Here is a 17,471-nt window from a genome sequence, read left to right as displayed (position 1 = left end):
GGATCATGGCACCGGGCCACGTGAGCTCGGTGCCAGCAGATGCGCGCATCCCAACACGCAATAGCGCCCTCATCGATACGCCCAAAATATTAGCATATCCAAATTTATGCGCAAATATTGGGCAATTACCCCCCGCCATCATTCCCCCGATTCGAATCGGACTTTCCCTGTGAGATCAAGGCGTTTCGCATTGAGGCCATAGCTGACCGGAATTCCGAACACTTCGACAGCGCGAAAGTATAGGTTCGCTCGAAAGATATACGATTATGGCTATATTTGCGAATTCTTAAACAGCGGCGACGACAGATACTCTGAAGGTCAAGCAACACCACAGGATCTCGTCATGTTTCGTACGAATACCATAAAAATCTCTCGCAAACTGCCCTTGTTCTTTGCGGGATTTTGCGCGGTAACCAGTTTCCTCCTGATCGCTGCGGCGCTGATTGCCTTCAACCGGTTCGCCGAACGATCCGTCAAAGACCAGATGGCATCGCTTTTGGCGGACCGGAGCTATTCTGTGCGCCAGATCATGTTCAATATTCGTAACGATCTGGTCTCACTGGCCCAGTCTCCCGCCACCTCAACTGCGCTGATCAGTTTTGAAGAAACATGGAACGCTCTTGGATCTGAGGCGGCAGCCAGTTTGCAAACCGCTTACATCACTGAAAACAGCTTCCCTACCGGTGAGAAGCATAAGCTACAGCGCGCCGAAGGGGGCGCGGCCTATCACGAGACGCACGCGGTCTATCATAACGGTTTGCGCACCTTGATTGAAAGCAAAGGCTATTACGACGCCTTCCTGATCAGTCCAGAGGGCAACATCATCTATTCCGTCTTTAAGGAGATGGATTACGCCACCAACCTCAGTGATGGCGCCTATGCGGACTCTGGATTGGGCAAGGCTTATCGCGCTGCAAGCTCTGCTGCTGAGGGTGAAGTGGTTTTTGCAGATATGGAGCCATACGCCCCAAGTTATGGCGCGGCGGCGGCGTTCCTCGCAACCCCTGTCATGGCAGCGGATGGCAGCCCGCTGGGGGTCGTCGCGGTACAGGTTCCGGTTGATATGTTCGGTGTCATTACAAACAATGATGACGGTCTTGGTGAGACCGCACAGGTCTATATCGTTGGCGCAGATTATAAAGCACGTACAACCTCCCGTTTTGACGACGGGTACAGCGTGCTCGACACGCTCCCAGAGGCAGATCATCTTGCAACGGCCCTGAAGGGAGAGATCCATTTCTCCAAGGGTGAAACGGGGTTGGACGGCCACCCAGTCATGGCGGCATCCCGTCCAGTCGGACTTGATCTTGCCAATTGGGCGCTGGTTGTCGAACAGGATGTCGCAGACGTCATGGCTCCACTGCGCCGCCAAGCATTGATACTGGCTCTCATCGGATTTGCGATCTGTGCGATGATGTCTTTTCTCGGCTGGCGGGTTGCTGCGTCGATTACCCGTCCGCTGCATAAAATTGCGAACGGTATGGCCCAAGTTGCCTCCGGAAATCTGGACACCAGCGTCGAAGAGGCCGAGCGTGGCGATGAAATCGGCGACATCGGCAAAGCGCTGCTCTCTTTTCAGGACGACCTGAAAATCGCCCGCAGCGCAGACGAAGAACGTGCTGAGCAACAGCGTGAACAGGCCATTGTCGTCGAAAACCTCAGCACCGGGCTGTTGCGTCTGTCGCAAGGAGACTTCTCCACAAAGATTGAGACGCCTTTCGCGGGTGAACACGAAAAACTGCGCGAGGATTTCAACAAAACCGTGACCACGCTCAATGAAACACTCGGGCATGTGGTGAGCGCGGTGAACCGCATCCGCAATGGTGCGGCGGAAATCAACCAATCATCAAATGACCTCTCCCACCGGACTGAAAGTCAGGCCGCGACACTGGAAGAAACAGCCGCCGCGCTAGAAGAGATGACGGTGAGCGTTAAGTCCGCTGCAGACAGTGCTCGCAGCGTCGAACAGATCACTGGCGAGGCGAAACAGGAGGCCGAAGTCAGCGGCGGGGTTGTACAGAATGCTGTGACCGCGATGACGGAAATTGAGCAATCCTCGAAGAAGATCGAACAGATCATTTCCGTGATTGACGATATCGCGTTCCAAACCAACCTGCTGGCGCTCAATGCTGGCGTTGAAGCTGCGCGCGCAGGCGAGGCCGGACGTGGTTTTGCCGTCGTCGCAAGCGAAGTCCGAGCGCTCGCCCAGCGCTCATCAGATGCGGCGATGGAGATCAAATCGCTGATCGGTGAGAGTTCCAAACAGGTCGAAGCTGGCGTCGATCTCGTCGGCAAAGCCGGTGACGCGCTGCAGATGATCGTGGAGCGTGTGAACAATATCTCGCAACTGGTGTCGGGTATCGCTGAAGGTGCCTCGGAGCAATCCAATGGCATCGGCGAGATCAACACCGGCGTGGTGCAACTGGATCAAGTCACACAACAAAACGCTGCGATGGTTGAGGAAGCGTCTGCCGCTTGTCAGATGCTAGACAATGACGCCGCTGAACTGGGTAGTGTAGTGGCGAAATTCAAATTGTCCGGGCAAATGGTATCCGCCAGCCCCAAACCGGCGGTGGATAGTTGGGATTTGGATGCCGAAACGGATGAGGAGACCCCTCTCGCCCCGACGGCCCATGGGACATTCGCGAGTGATGGCAGCGCCGCTTTCAACTACTACGAAGATTTCTGATTAAGACCAAACCAGCTGATCAGACTTTGTCCACATCTTGACCGCTCGCCCTGCGGCCTCAGGTGACGGACAAACCAACGGGTCGCATCTGATGTCAGATGCGGCCTGCGGCATTCAAGGCCTTTGACAGCAACGTCGCAAGTTGCGCGATTTCTTCATCTGACAATCCCTCAAGGAGCGATGCCTGTGTCTCGACATGGACTTCGACGACTCGATCTATCAAGTCAAACCCCTTCTCCGTCAGCCCAATCAAAAAACTGCGGCTGTCTTCGGGGTTGGTGGTGCGGCTAACCAGCCCATCCACCTCAAGCCGGTCAATCCGGTTTGTCATGGTGCCAGAGGCAACCATTGTCGCCTTCATCAGGTCACCAGCAGAAAGGCAATGTGGTGCTCCGGCGCGGCGCAACGTCGCCAATACATCAAACTTTGCCCCATTCAGGCCGAAGCGAGCGAAGGTTTTCTCCATCGGTTTCATATACGCGAGATGAAGCCGACCAACGCGACCAACAACGCCCATCGCGGTGACATCAAGGTCAGGCCGTTCTTTGCGCCATTGTTCTAAAATGAAGTCCACATGATCCATGCGACAGTAATGTGCCGCCGTGCAGGGAAGGTCAATGCAAGCACATATCTTGACGTCGAGACTTCTGGGTACTATCTCGATGTCAAGATACCTAGGAGGCAACGCCATGACAGACACAAGAGACCTCGCCCTCACTGCACTTGCGCCCGCGATATGGGGCAGCAGCTATATTGTGACCACAACCTTTCTACCCGGAGAGTCGCCCTATCTGGTTGCGCTGCTGCGCGCCTTGCCCGCTGGCTTGTTACTCCTTTTACTCGTGCGGCAGCTTCCACCCGTGGCGTTATTGCCAAAGATCTTTGTGCTTGGCGCGCTGAATTTCTCGGTGTTTTGGGCGTTTTTGTTCCTGTCGGCCTATCGCTTGCCGGGCGGAGTCGCAGCCACATTAGGAGCCGTACAGCCTTTGTTCGTAATGGCCCTCTCCGGTGCGCTGCTTGGCACACAGATCCATCGCAAAGGCATCGCGGCCGCCTTTCTGGGCATCATTGGGGTTGGATTACTGGTGCTTGGGCCAGAGGCCAGCCTAGACCCCACAGGTGTGCTGGCCGGACTTGGCGGTGCGCTGTCGATGGCTGCGGGCGTGGTGCTCACCCGGAGATGGCAACCGGGTGTACCTGCGCTGACGTTCACGGCGTGGCAACTCTCAGCCGGCGGGATCTTGTTGATACCGGTCGCCTTATTTGCACTGCCCGAATGGCCGACCCTTTCGACGGCAAACCTGATTGGCCTCGGCTATATGAGCCTGATTGGCGGCGCGTTCACCTATATTCTATGGTTTCGCGGCATAAGCCGCATCGCGCCTGCTCAGATTTCGCTTCTGGGTGTTTTCAGCCCGCTGACGGCCGTGATCCTCGGTGCGCTGTTTGCGGGCGAGCACTTTTCCACACTGCAGGCGCTTGGGGCAATCGTAGCATTATTCTCAGTCTGGCTCGGCCAGCAGGCCCCCAAACCAGCGGTTGCAATGACAGCACCCGTAGCCGCTGAATAAAAATGCAGCCTGCGCCAAACCTGATTGCTGGCCGGTCAATCCTCGGCCAGCGGTGTCACTGCGCCTTCCAAACTTTCGGGCAATTGCGAGGGGCATATTCCGCCCAAATGACACTGCAGCACCGTATCTCCGGCGCTGCCATCTTCTGCTGAGAAGAAAAAGCCACCACAGGGTTCCACCACCGCAACCACACGATCCTCGGTCTGGCGTGCAAAAAACAGGTAGCGCGCACCCGAAACCAGGCTGCCGCACCAGGGTCCCAGACAATGGGCTTCGAGGGTGATTTCTCCCTCCACTGGCTGATCAAACATGCGTTCGCCCAACAAAAGACCCGTGACTTGCGCCGGGATTTCCGTGGGTTTCTCTGTCGCACGTGGATTGGCATCCAAGTATTGCGGCAAAAGCGTTTCGTCAAAACTGACGCGGCCTTCGATCACCAGAAATGGATCCTCACTGTCGGAGACGATCCGATAGACATCGCCCGGCCCCATCGGCACGCAACTCAACGCCAAAGCCTGCGTGGCTGTCGCTATGGTCAATCCTGCCACAAGGGCAGCTTTACAGATGGGCTTGGAATTCTTCGACAACACGGGCGTAGACCTCCTTTTTAAAGGGGACGACTTTATCGACCAGTTGATCCACCGGCAGCCAGCACCACGCGGAAAACTCCGGGTCATCGGTTGCAATGTTGATCTGTTCATCACGCCCGGTAAATCGCAGCAAGAACCATTTCTGTTCCTGCCCGCGATATTTACCGCCCCAGAAGTGCGGCACCACCTCATGCGGCAGATCGTAGGGCAGCCAGCCGTTGCTTTCAGCGATCACCTCGACCAGATCAGGGGTGACGCCGGTTTCTTCTTCTAATTCTCGCAACGCCGCGAGACGTGCATCCTCGCCTTTATCGATACCGCCTTGGGGCATTTGCCAAGCGTCCTTATAGCGGTCCATCCGCTGGCCGACCCACACAGCCCCCTCTCCGTTAATCATCATGACGCCCACATTTGGACGATACGGCAGTGCGGCGATCTGCTCCGGGGTCATCTCTTTTGGGGATGTTTTGCTCATGCCTCAGCCTCCGGCAACGGTTGTTTCGCTCCCTGTTAGACCGTGTGCCGCCGGGGCACGCAAGGGGGTGACGCCGCGTATGGAGGTGACATCGGCAGCCCGTCGGGCGATCCTGCGCCCAACATGCGGTGCGTTTTCACGAGCCGCCAAATGAGTTTGCAGGGAGAGTGTCATGGCTGCGTACCCACATCTGTTGGCCCCGTTGGATCTGGGCTTTACCACGCTGAAGAACCGTGTCCTGATGGGTTCCATGCACACAGGCTTGGAAGAGACCCGCGATTGGAACCGCGTCGCGGAGTTCTACGCCGCTCGTGCCCGTGGCGGGGTTGCGCTGATGGTGACCGGCGGGATCGGTCCCAACCTCGAAGGCTCCGTGCTGCCCGGTGCGGCGATGATGACAACCGAGCAGGATGTCGCGAACCATTCCGTGGTGACAAAAGCCGTGCATGAGGCTGGCGGCAAGATCGCGATGCAGATCCTGCATGCGGGTCGCTACTCCTATGGCCCCAAATGCGTGGCCCCCAGTGCCGTGAAGTCGCCGATTTCGCCCTTCCCACCGAATGAATTGGATGAAGATGGGATCGAAAAGCAGATCTCTGACATCGTGAATGCCGCCCGGCTGGCGAAAGAAGCCGGGTATGATGGCGTCGAGATCATGGGCTCTGAGGGGTATTTCCTCAATCAGTTCCTCGTAACCCACACCAACAAACGCGAAGACCGCTGGGGTGGCAGTTATGAAAACCGCATGCGACTGCCGGTCGAGGTAGTACGTCGCGTGCGCGAAGCGGTCGGGCTGGAGTTCATCCTGATCTATCGCCTCTCGATGATCGACCTCGTGCCCAATGGCTCCACTTTTGACGAGGTTGTGCAGCTCGCCAAAGCCGTAGAGACTGCAGGTGCGACCATTATCAACACCGGGATCGGCTGGCATGAAGCGCGCATTCCCACCATCGCAACTTCGGTTCCCCGAGCCGCATTTGCATGGGTCACCCAAAAACTGATGGGTCATGTTTCAATCCCCGTCATCACCTCAAACCGGATCAACACGCCCGAGGTCGCCGAGGACGTGCTGGCACAAGGGTGCGCCGACATGGTGTCGATGGCGCGCCCGATGCTGGCGGATGCAGATTTTGTCGCAAAGGCCGAGGCAGGTCGCAGCGCCGAGATCGCGCCCTGTATCGCCTGTAATCAGGCCTGTCTGGACCACACCTTTGGCGGCAAGCTGACGTCTTGCTTGGTGAACCCCCGTGCCTGCCATGAGACCGAGCTGGCGCTGACGCCCACCGAGTCTCCAAAATCCATTGCGATCGTCGGTGCTGGCCCCGCTGGCCTTTCCACCGCAATCGCAGCCGCTGAGCGCGGACATCGCGTAACGCTCTTTGATGCTGCTGATGAAATCGGCGGCCAACTCAATATGGCCAAACAAGTCCCCGGCAAAGAAGAGTTCTGGGGCCTGGTCGATTGGTACCGCACTATGGTTGCCAAAGCGGGCGTCACCTTGGAGATGGGGCGTCGTGTGGGTGCCGAAGACCTCAAGGGGTTTGACGAGGTAGTGATCGCCACCGGCGTCATCCCGCGGGACCCCCACATTCCGGGGCAGGATCATGCGTCAGTCGTAAGCTACATTGATGTGCTGCGCCACAAAGTGCCAGTCGGCGACAAGGTCGCGGTGATTGGCGCGGGGGGCATCGGCTTTGATGTTTCCGAATATCTGCTGCATGAGGGCGAGAGCCCGTCAGAAAGCCTACCGTTGTGGATGCGCGAATGGGGCGTGACCGATCCTGCCGAGCATCGCTCTGGTCTTGCGCCGGAGGGTCCGCAGCCAGAAGCACCAGCCCGTAAAGTCACGCTGTTGCAACGCAAAGCGGAACGCCACGGTAAGCGGTTGGGCAAAACCACCGGATGGATTCATCGCGCCACGCTCAAGATGAAAGACGTCGATTTTGTCGGAGGCGTGAACTACGAGCGCATCGACGACGCAGGTCTGCATGTGAGTTTTGGCGAGGCCCGTGAAAATCCGACCGTGATCGAGGCCGACACCATCGTGCTTTGTGCGGGTCAGGTCAGCGAACGCTCACTGACGGACCAATTGTCCGAAATCGGTGTGACCGCCCATGTGATCGGGGGCGCTGATGTTGCGGCGGAACTCGACGCCAAACGCGCGATCAATCAAGGCACGCGTCTGGCTGCCACACTTTGACCTGACGCCGCGTGTCGAGCTGACCGATGCCGCCGGAAACTTTGGCATGGGCAACAGACGCTTCGGCGCTTTGCACGCGGCCTCAAATCGCGGCTTCCAACTCCGTCATCAGGGCGTGGATCAACTCTTGGGCAGGTAAGGTGCGCGCCTGATCAGCGCCAGCACCTGCCCATTGTGCCCCAAACGTGGTGACGCCCTGCGCCTTAGCCGCAGCGTTCAGTGCTTTGCCTAGGTCATAAGCACAGGGATAGGCGGGAATTTCGCCCGCTGGGATATCTCCTGCCCATTCCGTGAAAGCATTGCTGAGGCAGCGCGCGGGTCGACCGGAAATCGCAGCCGTCATAACCGTCTCTCCACCCAGCGCCAACCGCTCGCGATAGGCAGTGTCAGCGACGCTCTCCGGGCAGCCAATAAAAGCGGTACCGAGCTGTGCTGCCGCCGCACCCGCAGCCAATGCACTGGCAATATCGCCTCCGGTCATCAGACCTCCGGCAGCGATCACCGGCAGTGATGTGCGGCTCGCAAGATCGGCAACCAAATCCATCGCGGGCGTGCGCGCATCCGCTGCCTGCGGGTCAAATATGCCGCGATGTCCGCCTGCCTCCCACCCTTGTGCGATGATACCGTGACACCCCGATGCTTCGATCCGGCGCGCCTCATCCAGCGAGGTCGCGCTTGCGAGAAGCGTGAGCCCAGCAGCTCTCATCGCCTCCATCTGGTGGGGCTTGGGGAGGCCGAAATGAAAGCTCACAACCGAAGGGCGCAGATCCAAGATCACCTCAAGGAATGCATCGGTGTCCCGGAAACTTGTATAAATCTCAGAGAGTTCGGCAGGAGGGTTTGCATCCATCCGCTCAAACAGAGGCTGGCTGCGATCTATCCATTGTTGTTCTTTGGTTTCATCCCGCACCGGCGTTTGGTGACAAAAGAAATTCACATTGAACGCAGAGGTGGTCAGGCCCTGCACCTCTTGGATTTGCGCGCGCACCGCATCGGGTCGCGACGCTCCGACCCCAATAGAGCCGAGCGCGCCGCAATTTGACACCGCAGCCGCCAGTTGGGGGGGCGACACGCCGGCCATCGGTGCCTGTATGAGTGGCAACGTGATTCCGAGACAATCCAGAAAGGCCTGTGTATCGGTCATGAGAGATGGTCCTTCGGCGAGTGCTCTTGTGTGAGATACCTGCACTGTGACCCAATGTGTGGCAGAAGACCACTCCGACACGCGAAAGGATACGCAACAAAAAAGCCCCCGCGGATGACGCGAGGGGCGAGTCTTTCGAGGGAGTCTTGAAATGGCCTTGCGGCCGGGAGGAGGTGGATTGAGAGGCACACAAAAGGCGCCACGCAATCTACCAGGTTTCCATGCCCTTCTCTGCAAAGGCATGAACGAGGAAATCGATAAAGGCACGCACCTTCGGCTGAGTGAAGCGACCGGGCGGGTAAACCGCGTAGATACCGAGCGTCTCGACCGGCAACTGCGGCATGACATCCTCAACCAGCCCTTCGGCCTTCGCTTCGGCGTAAAGATAGCTCGGCAGATAGGCGATCCCGAGACCTGAGATCGCGGCATTCAACAGCGACTGACCATCATTGACCGAAAGCCAACCGGAGGAGCGCACTTGGCGTTTTTCACCGGATGGTGCGGTCAGTTTCCACACGTTGCCGCTGGATTGGTTGGAGTAATGCAGGAGCTTGTGTTCGTTCAGATCGTCAATCTTCTGCGGGCGGCCATATTTCTCAAGATATTCCGGAGAGGCCACCATGCGCTTTGTGGTTTCCGTCAACTTGCGTGCCCGCAGAGAGCTGTCTTCCAGCTCACCGATACGCAAGGCCATGTCAAAACCTTCGGAGATCAGCTCTACAAAGCGGTTGTTGAGGACCATGTTGACAGTGATGTCCGGGAAATCGCGCAGGAATTCCGACAACACGGGCGACAGGTGATTAACGCCGAAATCCGTCGCCACCGAAATTCGCAACAGGCCAGATGGCGCAGTCTGCATGGAGGTGACTAGCGCGTCCGCTTCACCCGCGTCGTTCAACACCCGGCGGGCGCGATCATAGTAGGCCAGGCCGATCTCTGTTGGCGAGACGCGGCGTGTCGTGCGGTTCAACAGGCGCGCACCAAGGCGAGCCTCCAGACTGGAAACATGTTTGGACACAGCGGATTTGGAGATGCCCATCTTCTTCGCAGCATCGGTGAAGCCACCCTGATCCACCACATTGGCGAAGGCTTCCATCTCGGTCAGTCGGTCCATTTCGGTTTCCTCGTCGCACGTTCTGTCTTCTGCCCTTCTTGCAGGGCAAATCAGGCAAGATCGGGGCGCGCTTGGGATAATTGCAGGGTTTTCGCCGGATCGTTCGAGTTCCGGAAACAGGCTCTGAGAACAGTTCGACCCAGAGCGAACCCTTCCGCTCATGGCGTGGGATATTGGATTTAAGACACTGTAAACACGAGAGGGCTGCCATGCTGACTTGCATTATTCGCTATCAAATTGACCCAACAAAACAGGCACAGTTTCGCCAGTATGCACAAACCTGGGGCCAGGCCATCCCGCGCAACGGCGCAGATCTCATTGGTTATTTTGCCCCGCATGAAGGGTCTTCGACTTGCGCCTATGGTATTTACAACATCCCGTCACTGGCAGAGTACGAAGCCTATCGCATACGCCTCGCGGCCGATCCGCTGGGGCAGCGAAACTACGACTTTGCGCAGCGAGAGAAGTTCATTTTGCGTGAAGACCGCACTTGGCTCAAACTGGCCTCGGCACCGCATGGCACCTCAGGAGACGCAACGTGATCGCAGTTATTTTTGAAGTCACCCCAGCTGACGGTATGACCGAAGCCTATCTCGACCATGCCGCGTCGCTTAAGCCTTTGTTCGAGGATATGGAGGGCTTCATATCAGTTGAAAGATTCCAGAGCCTGACCACTCCGGGCAAGTTGCTGTCCCTCTCATTCTGGGAGGATGAAGAGGCGCTGGCGCGTTGGCGCAATCTGGAAAAACACCGGGCAGCGCAGTCAAAAGGCCGGGGAGGCTATTTTGCGGACTACCGGTTGCGGGTCGCTGGTGTCATCCGAGATTACGGCATGACAGAACGTGATGAAGCCCCAGCGGATAGCCGTGCGCTACATGACCAGTAGCACCCTGTTCTGACGGCGCGCTCCCGCCCGTCAGGGATGCATGAAGATGCACCACCTTCCCGTTGGGCCCGGCAGCGTGCCTTAGCGGCACGCTGCGGTTTCGCCAGAAGCTGATGCGCCGCGTTTTCATAGCCCCCCATTGCGAAAGGGGCGACTACCCGGCGCGCGCCCCCCGCACCGCACACCGGTGCCACGCCCAACGCCGCCAAGGGGTTGCGGCGCAAGCCGGAGCACCTGCGGGGGCCGGAGCTCTCCGGCAAAGAAATCCCTATCTACAGTATGACGCAGGATCAGGAGAAATGCGCAAGCTTCGGGTCGCGGTGGTCTGTGCATTTCAGGCAAGCACGACACATCAGTCTGCTCTCGGAGAGATTCACCATGATCCCTGCTCTGCTCGTTTTTCTGTTTCCGCTGGCCTATAGCCCCGGCCCCGGCAATCTGTTCTTTGCAGCGGCTGGTGCGCGTTTCGGTGCGCGCGCCACAATCGCGGCATCTGCGGGGTATCATATCGCCACTTGGCTCGTCACGCTGGCGATCGGGTTCGGCGGGTTTGCAGCACTATCCCGCATGCCCGCTGTGTTCGATATCCTGAAAGTCCTGGGCGCGCTCTATGTCATGTGGATCGCGTGGCGTTTTCTGCAAGCGCCCCCCGATGACAGTCGTGCAAGTGCCACCTCTGCGCGGTTCACAGATGGGGTCGTGCTGCTGCTTTTTAACCCCAAGGCCTATGTAATCATTGCGCTGATGTTTACGCAGTTTCTGTCCGCTTCGGGGCAAAACGCATGGGAGCAGGTGTTGCTCATCACCACGATCTTTACACTGAACAACCTTTTGGCCTTTACGATATGGACCTTGGCGGGTGCGCGATTGGCACGGGTGTTCAACAGCCCTGAACAGTCTCGCATTCTGAACATGATCTTTGCCTTTGCGCTGTTTGCCGTGGCGGTCTGGATGCTGGTGACCTGACGGCTACCGCTCAGGGCATTACCAAGACTGCCTCGACGCGGCGGTTGGTTTCACGCCCTGTTTCGGTCGTATTCGGGGCCAATGGAGCCATGTAGCCCGCGCCCGCCACCTGAATACGCCCACCATCAATGCCATAGCGTGTGGTCAACCGTTCGCGAACACTAATGGCACGGCGCCGAGACAAGGCGATATTGCCCTCAAGCCCCCCCACAGTATCGGTGTGACCCACCAATAGAATGGTGGCGCTTTTGTTTTGATCGAGAAACTCGGCAAGTTGGCGCAGACTATCAAATGGGCCCTCGCCCATCTGCGTCGAGGCGGTGTCAAATTCCAGATCCAGCAGGGGAACGCGGCCCTGCAACAGCAGCAAATCCCGAATGGCCCCTGTGGTGAGGCTGCCACCTTTCTTGATCGCATCCACAAGCAACGCCTGTTCAGCCGCATCGGTAATATCAGAGCCTAATTCTGCACCGTCAGAGGTGTCGCGCCCGCCATTGGATGGCCCACCAGAAGGGCGCAACGATTGACTGGGGTCATGGCGCTCTAACATCTGCACATAGATTGATCCGCCGAACCGCGATACCAGCAAGGATACGGCGGTGCCGGTTTCAGGCTGTTCAGCCGCCAAGAATTCGTAATTGGAGAGGTTGACCGCCATATCCGGGGCCGGGATTACCTCAATGCCAAAGCGAAACCCAAAGCCACCGCAGGCCTGCGCTGTACAGGCGTAAACCTCTTGAAACCCGCGTTTTTCCAATGCTGTACGGATCGGGGCGAGGACTTCCAGCGGACTAAGGCCATCACCAATCCGCCAGCTGCGCCGATGAATGCGCCCTTCCACAGCGCGTGTCGGGACATCATCTCCAGAGACCGGACCAGTCGGCAACAATAGTGTGTCGAGCGGCGTTTCCTGTTCGCGCAGAAGCTCACTTCCTGCAGGCAGCGGGACAGAGATGGTCGCTGCATTGGCCTGTACGGCAATCCCCACACAGATCAATGCAGCGCATACCAGACGCCAAAGCCTCGCTGTGAGCCTCTGCTGAAACATTACCGAAACTGCCCGTGATATTCAGCGTTGGGCACCATGGCAGAGGCACTGGCAACACGGTTGGTCATGTTGAAAAAGGCCGCGACATTGGCGATGTCCCAGATGTCACGATCATCAAATCCGTGAGCGCGCAGCCCTTCTCGATCGGCCTCTTCGATTTCCGCGCTTGCGCGGGTCATTTTGGCCGCAAAATCCAGCATCGCGCGCTGGCGTGCCTCCAATGGGGCAACGCGGTAGTTCATCACCAGCATCTCGCCCAATTGGGGATCACCTGACAATTGCCGCACCGCTGCGCCATGTGCGACCAGACAGTAAAAACACTTGTTGATGGAAGAAACCACCACTGCAATCATCTCGCGCTCCAATTTGGAGAGCTTGCTCTCACCGAGCATCAGATCATTATACATCGCTGTAAATGCATTGAGTTTTTCAACATCAAAGGCGTAGGCCTTCAGAACATTGGGCACCATGCCGAGCTTTTCTTGGCAGATGTCGAAATACTTCTGTGTCTCCTGCGGAAGCGGGTCCATCATTGGCAGGTCGAGCGCGGTCGGCTCCTTAGGATTGGTCATAACGTACGCCCTCCTCCGGCGTGTGGTTGTCAGCGTTTGATACGGTAGTGATAGCCGCCCGCCTGGGTCATCCTGAGGCCGCCATAAAGCACATTCGCGCCCTTGTTGGCGCGGGTGCACAGCACCGCCAGCTCAGTTGCGCCCTGCTCTGCCGCCCAATAGGCTGCCTGCCGCATCATCCAAACGCCCACACCCTTGCGCCGCTGGTGAGGCAAAATCTCAAGCGCATGCAGCATGGCGGTGTCGCCATACATACCCACATAAGCCGTCCCCGCGGGTTTATCGTTCCATCGCCCAAGCAGTGAGGTTTTAGGCCCGCACGCACGGTGCATCACCGAAAGCCGCTCAGGTCCGATCCCACCGGTCGCCCAGATCTCACGTTGAATCGCCAGTGGCTCCCACAGGCAAAACGTCGTGACGCGGGGAATTGTGACATCCGTCAATAGCGATGGCGCACAGGTCCACAGCACCACCGGGTCCATCACCTCATAGCCTAGCCGGTCGAGTTGTTGATCCAACTCATCCTGACCGTCGCGGATCATAAACAGGCGCGACTGTCCCAGCGCCTGCATGGCGGCTTCGGCCTCGGCGATCTGTTCATCGCTTATAGATGCTTCTGCGGTGGCCGCTGAGACGCGGCTGCCACCTCCTGCACCGATACGAAGCGTGATCTCACCCAAGGTGTCTTTACGAAGGCAAGGCCATGTCGCCTCGACGACGTCGTAGTATTTGGGATCGGTCAGCGGCAGCGTCACAGGCCAAGATCCCGTGCAAGTTCAGTGATTGCCGCGTCCACCTGCGCGCCATCTGTGCCGCGCACCACCACATTCGCACCAAACGCGCCGTTGATCTGGAACGGGTAGCAACCGATCGACAGATCGCCATATTTCTCGGCCAGTGCCGATAAGGTTGCCGCGATCTCACCTTCGCCACGATCCACCCTCAGGGTCTGACTAAGCAGAGGTTTGCCCCCAACAAGTGTCGCCAATACGGTTTCAACCATAGCCTGAAACACTACGGGCACGCCCGCCATCACATGCACATTTCCCATCGTGAATCCCGGCGCACGTGACACCGGATTGTCGATCAGCTCTGCTCCGTCCGGGATGCGAGCCATGCGCAGACGGGCATCATTCAGTTCTGCCCCGGTCTTGGCATAATGCTCCGCTAGGATCGCGCGGGCGTCAGCACGTACATCAATGGCAGCACCAAATGCTTCGGCGATGCAATCGGCGGTGATGTCGTCATGGGTGGGGCCTATTCCGCCAGATGTGAAAACATGGTCGTAGGCATCAGAAAGTGCCCGCACAGCGGCAACAATTGCTGGCGCGTCATCGCTGACCACCCGCACCTCTTTGAGGTCAACGCCATGTTTCGACAGCTCACCTGCGAGGTAATACATATTGGCATCACGGGTGCGCCCCGACAGGATTTCATCCCCGATCACAAGCATGGCAGCGGTGGGATTGGGCATAGCACGTCTCCTGTGGGATTTCCGGTTCTTGGCAAGAGGATAGCCAGCCCCGCCGCCGGTGCAAGCGGATAGGGGCGGATCAGGCTTTGACAGGTGGCAGAATATGGCCCATCACCCGGTTCCATGAGATTTCCCACGCCCCTGATCCCCGCGACTCTGATCAAACGCTACAAACGCTTTCTCGCCGATTGTCGGCTGGAGGATGGGCGCGAGGTGACCGCCCATTGTGCCAACCCCGGCTCCATGATGGGATTGGCGAAACCCGGCATGCGGATCTGGCTCGAACCGAATGACGACCCGAAGAAGAAGCTGAAATACGGCTGGCGGCTGGTCGAACATGCAAATGGCCATTTCACAGGGGTCGATACATCAGTCCCGAACCGTGCCCTGAAAAGCGCCTTGGCGTCAGGTCAGATCAAAGAACTCGCCGCCTATTCCACCATTCGCGCAGAGGTGAAGTATGGCCAAAACAGCCGCATTGATTTTCTGCTGACAGGCGACGTATTACCCGATTGTTACGTCGAGGTGAAAAGCGTCACGCTCTCACGCCAGCAGGGCCTTGCGGAATTTCCCGACAGCGTCACCGCACGCGGCGCCAAGCACCTGCGAGAGCTTGGCGATATGGCCGAGGCCGGTCATCGGGCGGTGATGCTTTACTTGGTGCAGCGAACAGATTGTCAGCGTTTTGCGCTGGCCGCGGACATTGACCCGACATACGCCGCTGAATTTGATGCGGCCCGTGCGCGTGGCGTCGAACGGCTGGTTGTCGGCACTTCCATCACGCCCGAAGGGGTGGAGATAGGTCAGCCCTTCGCGGACTGACCTTTGACAATCAGGCTGCGTCGAGATCTTCATCCTGAGAGTTGCGAGGCTGTACCAAGGTCCGGGTTGGGAACGGAATATCCACTCCGGCCGCATCCAGCGCCTCTTTTACCTTGCGCTTCATGTCAGCCTGATACTGAAAGTAGTCGGCCGAACTGACCCAGACACGCACCAGAAAATCAACAGAGCTGTCGTTCAGATTGTTAACCTGAATAAAGGGTTCCGGAGTCGTCATTGACCGCTCATCGGCCATGATCGTGTCATGGATTGTGCGTTCAGCGAGGGCAAGGTTGGCACCATATCCCACACCGAAACTCCATTCTGCACGGCGCGTCGGGTATTCCGAGTAGTTGGAAATCGTATTGCCCCAGACCTCGGCATTGGGAATGATCACTTTCACATTCGAAAGGCTTGCAACCACCGTATTATTGAGCGTGATTTCCTTCACCGTGCCCATTTCTCCATCCACGTCGATGAAGTCACCGAGCTTAAACGGACGAAAGAGAATGATCATCACGCCTGCAGCGACATTCGAAAGCGCGCCCTGCATGGCCAGACCGATGGCCAGACCCGCCGCACCGATGGCCGCAACGATAGATGTTGTCTTCACCCCGAAGGTGTTGAGAACAAACAGAACCGCAAAACCCAAAATTGCGTAGCGCACCAGGTTACCTAGGAAGTGAAACAACGTAGCATCGAGCCGTGTGTGGTTGTCGCTGATCGCAACGACACGTCGCTTGGCCCAGCCTGCCACAAGAAAGCCGACGATCAGAATAAGGGCCGCCGCCACGACACTGCCGAGTACCTGTGCGAGGAACTCCAGTGTTACAAGGTCAGCGAGAGCCTTGCCGTCGTAAATTTCGGTTTGCATGATGCTGTCTAGGCGCTCCATCTCGATCTGTTCCCTGTTTTTTGGCGTATTTCTTACGACAAAACGCCCGATCCCAAGGAAGGTTCCGCAAAGAAAGGCGCGCCCCTCTGGCCCTTTTGAGTTGAACCCCTTAAATAGCAGTCCAAACACACGCGATGGAGCACGCCCCGATGAGATCCAAAAACGGCCGCACCACCAAGGACGGTATCCGAATCTACGAGCAGGCCGATTTTGTCGGTATGCACGCAGCCGGTGCTCTGGCGGCTAAAATTCTGGACGATATCGCTGCGCATGTTTTTGTCGGCCAAACGACCGGCGAGATTGACCGGATCATCACCCAAATGGTGGAAGAGGCTGGCGCGACCTCGGCGACCATTGGCTACAAAGGGTATCAGCACGCCAGCTGTATCTCGATCAACCATGTGGTCTGCCACGGTATCCCCGGTGACAAGAAACTAAAGGACGGCGATATCCTCAATATCGACGTCACCGTGATCGTTGATGGCTGGTTCGGCGACACCAGCCGCATGTATGTCGCAGGCAAGCTGCCACGTAAGGCAGAACGCCTCATTCAAATCACCCATGATGCCTTGATGAAGGGCATTGAGGTGGTCAAACCCGGCAATACATTTGGCGACATCGGCCACGCGATCCAGTCATATGCCGAAAGCCAACGGGTGAGCGTGGTGCGCGATTTCTGTGGTCATGGTCTGGGTCAAGTGTTCCACGCCCCGCCAAACGTTCTGCACTATGGCCGCCCTGGCACCGGGCCTGTGCTTGAAGAAGGCATGTTTTTCACAATTGAGCCGATGCTTAATCTGGGCCGCGCGGAAACCAAGGTGCTGGCAGATGACTGGACTGCAGTCACCCGTGACAAGTCGCTGTCGGCACAATTTGAACACTCCGTCGGGGTAACTGCAGATGGCGTGGATATTTTCACCCTGTCCCCTGCAGGCCGTTTTCATCCGACCTACGACCAAGACTGACCTTCCCCGCATGGAGGGGCGCTGCCCCTCTGGCCCTGATGGGCCATTCACCCCGGGATATTC

General features: G+C 57.7%; 18 protein-coding genes. 8 read left to right on the top strand and 10 right to left on the bottom strand.

Annotated features, from left to right (window positions below):
* Positions 1–343 precede the first annotated feature (343 nt).
* Positions 344–2,689: a methyl-accepting chemotaxis protein gene (locus UB90_RS16760; protein WP_065324242.1), complete on the top strand. Its 2,346-nt coding sequence runs from the start codon at positions 344–346 to the stop codon at positions 2,687–2,689.
* Between the two features lie 94 nt (positions 2,690–2,783).
* Here UB90_RS16760 and UB90_RS16755 read toward each other — a convergent pair whose 3' ends face one another.
* On the bottom strand, positions 2,784–3,272 hold the full coding sequence (locus UB90_RS16755; protein ID WP_065324241.1) for a MarR family winged helix-turn-helix transcriptional regulator: 489 nt from the start codon (positions 3,270–3,272) through the stop codon (positions 2,784–2,786).
* A gap of 106 nt (positions 3,273–3,378) precedes the next feature.
* Between UB90_RS16755 and UB90_RS16750 the strand changes: the two genes are divergently transcribed.
* Complete coding sequence (locus UB90_RS16750; RefSeq protein WP_065324240.1) at positions 3,379–4,260, top strand: DMT family transporter; 882 nt, start codon at positions 3,379–3,381, stop codon at positions 4,258–4,260.
* Between the two features lie 35 nt (positions 4,261–4,295).
* Here UB90_RS16750 and UB90_RS16745 read toward each other — a convergent pair whose 3' ends face one another.
* Both UB90_RS16745 and UB90_RS16740 read right to left on the bottom strand, forming a co-directional pair.
* Positions 4,296–4,850, bottom strand: coding sequence for a hypothetical protein (locus tag UB90_RS16745; protein ID WP_235859302.1), 555 nt, complete (start codon positions 4,848–4,850; stop codon positions 4,296–4,298).
* Positions 4,819–5,301 carry an RNA pyrophosphohydrolase gene (locus UB90_RS16740; protein WP_065324490.1) on the bottom strand — a complete coding sequence of 161 codons (483 nt, stop codon included), beginning with the start codon at positions 5,299–5,301 and terminating at the stop codon, positions 4,819–4,821. The genes UB90_RS16745 and UB90_RS16740 overlap by 32 nt, the downstream gene beginning before the upstream one ends.
* A gap of 196 nt (positions 5,302–5,497) precedes the next feature.
* On the opposite strand from UB90_RS16740, the gene UB90_RS16735 reads away from it, so the two are divergent.
* The gene (locus tag UB90_RS16735) at positions 5,498–7,525 is read left to right on the top strand and encodes an NADPH-dependent 2,4-dienoyl-CoA reductase (protein WP_065324238.1); all 2,028 of its coding nucleotides are present in this window, start codon (positions 5,498–5,500) and stop codon (positions 7,523–7,525) included.
* A gap of 82 nt (positions 7,526–7,607) precedes the next feature.
* Here UB90_RS16735 and UB90_RS16730 read toward each other — a convergent pair whose 3' ends face one another.
* Both UB90_RS16730 and UB90_RS16725 read right to left on the bottom strand, forming a co-directional pair.
* Entirely contained in the window at positions 7,608–8,669 is a 1,062-nt protein-coding gene (locus UB90_RS16730; RefSeq protein ID WP_065324237.1) for an NAD(P)H-dependent flavin oxidoreductase, read from the bottom strand.
* Between the two features lie 208 nt (positions 8,670–8,877).
* The gene (locus tag UB90_RS16725; protein ID WP_065324236.1) at positions 8,878–9,783 is read right to left on the bottom strand and encodes a LysR family transcriptional regulator; all 906 of its coding nucleotides are present in this window, start codon (positions 9,781–9,783) and stop codon (positions 8,878–8,880) included.
* 209 nt (positions 9,784–9,992) lie between these two features.
* Here UB90_RS16725 and UB90_RS16720 point away from each other — a divergent pair, with 209 nt between their 5' ends.
* From UB90_RS16720 to UB90_RS16710, 3 genes are all read left to right on the top strand, one after another.
* On the top strand, positions 9,993–10,325 hold the full coding sequence (locus tag UB90_RS16720) for an NIPSNAP family protein (RefSeq protein ID WP_065324235.1): 333 nt from the start codon (positions 9,993–9,995) through the stop codon (positions 10,323–10,325).
* A complete protein-coding gene (locus tag UB90_RS16715) occupies positions 10,322–10,669 on the top strand; it encodes an antibiotic biosynthesis monooxygenase family protein (protein WP_065324234.1) in 348 nt (115 codons plus the stop codon). Before UB90_RS16720 ends, UB90_RS16715 begins: the two co-directional genes overlap by 4 nt.
* Positions 10,670–11,047: 378 nt before the next feature.
* The gene (locus tag UB90_RS16710) at positions 11,048–11,635 is read left to right on the top strand and encodes a LysE family translocator (RefSeq protein ID WP_039983355.1); all 588 of its coding nucleotides are present in this window, start codon (positions 11,048–11,050) and stop codon (positions 11,633–11,635) included.
* A gap of 10 nt (positions 11,636–11,645) precedes the next feature.
* Here UB90_RS16710 and UB90_RS16705 read toward each other — a convergent pair whose 3' ends face one another.
* From UB90_RS16705 to UB90_RS16690, 4 genes are read right to left on the bottom strand one after another with little or no spacing between them, the layout of a single operon-like run.
* Positions 11,646–12,683 carry an OmpA family protein gene (locus UB90_RS16705; protein ID WP_065324233.1) on the bottom strand — a complete coding sequence of 346 codons (1,038 nt, stop codon included), beginning with the start codon at positions 12,681–12,683 and terminating at the stop codon, positions 11,646–11,648.
* Positions 12,683–13,255, bottom strand: coding sequence for a peroxidase-related enzyme (locus UB90_RS16700; protein ID WP_065324232.1), 573 nt, complete (start codon positions 13,253–13,255; stop codon positions 12,683–12,685). The genes UB90_RS16705 and UB90_RS16700 overlap by 1 nt, the downstream gene beginning before the upstream one ends.
* Before the next feature lie 29 nt (positions 13,256–13,284).
* Positions 13,285–14,010 (bottom strand): GNAT family N-acetyltransferase, encoded by a 726-nt coding sequence (locus UB90_RS16695; protein ID WP_065324231.1) that lies wholly within the window; start codon positions 14,008–14,010, stop codon positions 13,285–13,287.
* Positions 14,007–14,729, bottom strand: a complete 723-nt coding sequence (locus tag UB90_RS16690) for a competence/damage-inducible protein A (protein ID WP_065324230.1) — start codon at positions 14,727–14,729, stop codon at positions 14,007–14,009. The genes UB90_RS16695 and UB90_RS16690 overlap by 4 nt, the downstream gene beginning before the upstream one ends.
* A gap of 123 nt (positions 14,730–14,852) precedes the next feature.
* On the opposite strand from UB90_RS16690, the gene sfsA reads away from it, so the two are divergent.
* Complete coding sequence (gene sfsA, locus UB90_RS16685) at positions 14,853–15,551, top strand: DNA/RNA nuclease SfsA (RefSeq protein ID WP_065324229.1); 699 nt, start codon at positions 14,853–14,855, stop codon at positions 15,549–15,551.
* Positions 15,552–15,561: 10 nt separating this feature from the next.
* Here sfsA and UB90_RS16680 read toward each other — a convergent pair whose 3' ends face one another.
* On the bottom strand, positions 15,562–16,443 hold the full coding sequence (locus UB90_RS16680) for a mechanosensitive ion channel family protein (RefSeq protein ID WP_065324228.1): 882 nt from the start codon (positions 16,441–16,443) through the stop codon (positions 15,562–15,564).
* A 149-nt stretch (positions 16,444–16,592) separates the two neighbouring features.
* On the opposite strand from UB90_RS16680, the gene map reads away from it, so the two are divergent.
* Positions 16,593–17,408 (top strand): type I methionyl aminopeptidase, encoded by an 816-nt coding sequence (gene map, locus UB90_RS16675; protein ID WP_065324227.1) that lies wholly within the window; start codon positions 16,593–16,595, stop codon positions 17,406–17,408.
* Positions 17,409–17,471 lie beyond the last annotated feature (63 nt).

The sequence above is a fragment of the Tritonibacter mobilis genome (assembly GCF_001681715.1).
GTDB classification, from domain to species: domain Bacteria; phylum Pseudomonadota; class Alphaproteobacteria; order Rhodobacterales; family Rhodobacteraceae; genus Epibacterium; species Epibacterium mobile.
This window is presented reverse-complemented; position numbering and strand designations above follow the sequence as displayed.

Bases quoted from the DNA above. Each gene is read 5' to 3' on its own strand.
- UB90_RS16755 (WP_065324241.1), bottom strand. From the start codon at position 3,272: ATGGATCATGTGGACTTCATTTTAGAACAATGGCGCAAAGAACGGCCT.
- map (WP_065324227.1), top strand. From the start codon at position 16,593: ATGAGATCCAAAAACGGCCGCACCACCAAGGACGGTATCCGAATCTAC.
- UB90_RS16750 (WP_065324240.1), top strand. From the start codon at position 3,379: ATGACAGACACAAGAGACCTCGCCCTCACTGCACTTGCGCCCGCGATA.
- UB90_RS16740 (WP_065324490.1), bottom strand. From the start codon at position 5,301: ATGACCCCGGAGCAGATCGCCGCACTGCCGTATCGTCCAAATGTGGGC.
- UB90_RS16725 (WP_065324236.1), bottom strand. From the start codon at position 9,783: ATGGACCGACTGACCGAGATGGAAGCCTTCGCCAATGTGGTGGATCAG.
- UB90_RS16710 (WP_039983355.1), top strand. From the start codon at position 11,048: ATGATCCCTGCTCTGCTCGTTTTTCTGTTTCCGCTGGCCTATAGCCCC.
- UB90_RS16700 (WP_065324232.1), bottom strand. From the start codon at position 13,255: ATGACCAATCCTAAGGAGCCGACCGCGCTCGACCTGCCAATGATGGAC.
- UB90_RS16730 (WP_065324237.1), bottom strand. From the start codon at position 8,669: ATGACCGATACACAGGCCTTTCTGGATTGTCTCGGAATCACGTTGCCA.
- UB90_RS16735 (WP_065324238.1), top strand. From the start codon at position 5,498: ATGGCTGCGTACCCACATCTGTTGGCCCCGTTGGATCTGGGCTTTACC.
- sfsA (WP_065324229.1), top strand. From the start codon at position 14,853: ATGAGATTTCCCACGCCCCTGATCCCCGCGACTCTGATCAAACGCTAC.
- UB90_RS16690 (WP_065324230.1), bottom strand. From the start codon at position 14,729: ATGCCCAATCCCACCGCTGCCATGCTTGTGATCGGGGATGAAATCCTG.
- UB90_RS16705 (WP_065324233.1), bottom strand. From the start codon at position 12,683: ATGTTTCAGCAGAGGCTCACAGCGAGGCTTTGGCGTCTGGTATGCGCT.
- UB90_RS16760 (WP_065324242.1), top strand. From the start codon at position 344: ATGTTTCGTACGAATACCATAAAAATCTCTCGCAAACTGCCCTTGTTC.
- UB90_RS16680 (WP_065324228.1), bottom strand. From the start codon at position 16,443: ATGGAGCGCCTAGACAGCATCATGCAAACCGAAATTTACGACGGCAAG.
- UB90_RS16720 (WP_065324235.1), top strand. From the start codon at position 9,993: ATGCTGACTTGCATTATTCGCTATCAAATTGACCCAACAAAACAGGCA.